This is a genomic window from Streptomyces sp. NPDC057654, assembly GCF_042800135.1.
Lineage (GTDB): Bacteria > Actinomycetota > Actinomycetes > Streptomycetales > Streptomycetaceae > Streptomyces.
In genome coordinates this window covers 1-2,009 of the sequence record NZ_JBHVHQ010001190.1, presented here as the reverse complement: position 1 = coordinate 2,009, position 2,009 = coordinate 1, and the positions used below count along the sequence as shown (strand labels likewise).

Below are 2,009 nucleotides of genomic sequence, written 5' to 3'. Positions count from 1 at the left end.
GCCAGCCGGTGCCCCCGCGACAACCCCAGTCGCGGGGGCACCAGTGCCTCCGGGTCAGAACTCGAAGGGCCCCGGCGACTGGGTCGACGTGGCGTTGCAGGTGGCGGTGACGCCCAGGACCACTACCTTCAGGGTCTTGGCCTCCAGGCTGTCGCCCGCTGCGACCTTGCCCTTCAGGGGGCCGGTGGAGACTTCGGCGCCGGCGGGGATGGCCGGGTTGGAGTTGCCGGTGAAGGTCTTGGCGCCGGAGCCGTGGTTGGTCATGGTGAGGGTGGACTTGACGGAGTTCGCCCCGAGGTCGATGGGCGACGTGATGGCCTTGGTGGACAGGCTGATGGTCGCGTTCGTCCCGCTGTGGTCGGCGGTGAGCTTCGCCGAGCCGGAGCCGAACGCCCCGCACTCGAACGAGATCGTGGCCGTGTCCGCCGTCAGCGCGTTCGCGGCCGGTGCCGTCGCCAGGGCGCCTACGGCCAGCGCGCTGACGCCGAGTGCCGTGCCGATGCCGTATCTGAGGTGGCTGCTGCGGCTGTTGCGTTTGATGCGTCTCATGGGGTCCCGCCTCCATGTGGGGGTGTACGGGCTGACGTCGCCGGCCGCCGCCGTGCGAGCTGCGGGCGCACCGCATGAGTGGGCATGAGGGGCCCGCCCCGCCGCCGCTTCGGGGAGCACGTCTCCCCTGGCGACGCGCGGTTCTGACGGTCAGTCAGCGCGGCGATGGCCCATTGCGACACGCCCCCCTGGAGAAAACAAGACCGATCCCATGATTTTTGTCATGCTACGAACAATGACGCAGTGGGCCTCCCCCGTCGGGCCCACTGCGTCTCGCCCCTCCCCCCTCCAAGCGCGGAAAGCTCAAAGCCTCCGCGCCCGGAAGCGGAAGCTTCCCGTACCCGTCGTGATCTCCGGCTCCTCGAAGCCCGCCGCCCGCAGCCGGGCAGGCAGTGTCTCCAGCGGAACGACCACGCACGTGTCCCTGATATGGATCATCCGGAACCGCCACCCGCCCAGCGCGTCGCACCCCGCGAAGACCCCGCCCGGCCGCAGCACCCGCCGGGCCTCCGCGAAGAGGCGGTCCTGGAGCGCCGGCGACGGCACATGATGGAGCATCGTGAAGCAGACGACCGAGTCGAACCGCCCGTCGGGCAGCGGCATGTCGGCCCCGTCGCCGTGGATGACCTCGGCCCGGTCCCCGTACCGGTCGGCCAGCCGCTTCGCCGAGTCGCGGTCGACCTCCAGAATGGTCAGGCGCTCGGCGAGACGCAGCAGAACGTGGGTGGTGGCGCCGTACCCCGGCCCGATCTCCAGGGTCTCGGAGCCGAACTCGACGCCCTCCAGGGCCCAGGGCAGCAGCTGGTCCTCGACGGCGCGGGCCCACCTGTCGGAGTTGCATACGCGGCGGTGAATGAGGTTCATGGGCATACAGCCAGGCTAGGCAGCCGGGCACGGAGCCGAATACGGGGTGGAGTGACAACTCATGTCGCCAGAAGGACAGTTGATGCCGCCGGGCGGGAGCGCCATCGTCGTCGGCAGTTTCGCGATGAGCGACGGCCAGTGGTTCCAGCGCCATCAGCACGGCGCGCACCAGCTCGCCTGGGCCCGCAGCGGCGTCTGCGCCGTACGGGCCTCCGGCGCCACCTGGGTGCTGCCGACGTCCATGGCGCTGTGGATTCCGGCCGGCACCTCGCACTCCACCGGCGCGGTCCGCGCCGCCCTGCTGCGCAGCCTGTACTTCTGGCCCGAACGCTGCCCGGTCCGCTGGGAGTCGCCGCAGGTCGTGGCCGTATCCGGGCTGCTGCGCGAGCTGATCTGCCACCTCGCCGAGGACGGCCTCGACGCCGCCGCCCGCAGCCGTGCGGAGCGCGTCGTGCTCGACCAGCTCAGGCCGGTGTCCGTGGCGACCGTACGGGCCCCGATGCCCGACGAACCCCGCGCCCGGCGCGTCGCAGGCGCCCTCGTCGCCGACCCCGCCGACGGGCGTTCGCTGGCCGAGTGGGGCAGGGTCGTGGGGG

The 2,009-nt window shown here is 71.7% G+C and carries 3 protein-coding genes; 1 reads left to right on the top strand and 2 read right to left on the bottom strand.

From position 1 onward, the window contains the following. Window positions 1–54: 54 nt before the first annotated feature. Together ACFU99_RS41890 and ACFU99_RS41885 are read right to left on the bottom strand one after the other, a co-directional pair. Window positions 55–549 (bottom strand): hypothetical protein, encoded by a 495-nt coding sequence (locus ACFU99_RS41890; RefSeq protein ID WP_384403559.1) that lies wholly within the window; start codon window positions 547–549, stop codon window positions 55–57. A gap of 303 nt (window positions 550–852) precedes the next feature. Beyond that, complete coding sequence (locus tag ACFU99_RS41885) at window positions 853–1,419, bottom strand: class I SAM-dependent methyltransferase (protein WP_384403557.1); 567 nt, start codon at window positions 1,417–1,419, stop codon at window positions 853–855. A gap of 55 nt (window positions 1,420–1,474) precedes the next feature. On the opposite strand from ACFU99_RS41885, the gene ACFU99_RS41880 reads away from it, so the two are divergent. After that, window positions 1,475–2,009: AraC family ligand binding domain-containing protein (locus ACFU99_RS41880; RefSeq protein ID WP_384403554.1), on the top strand; the 535-nt coding region annotated here is incomplete at its 3' end.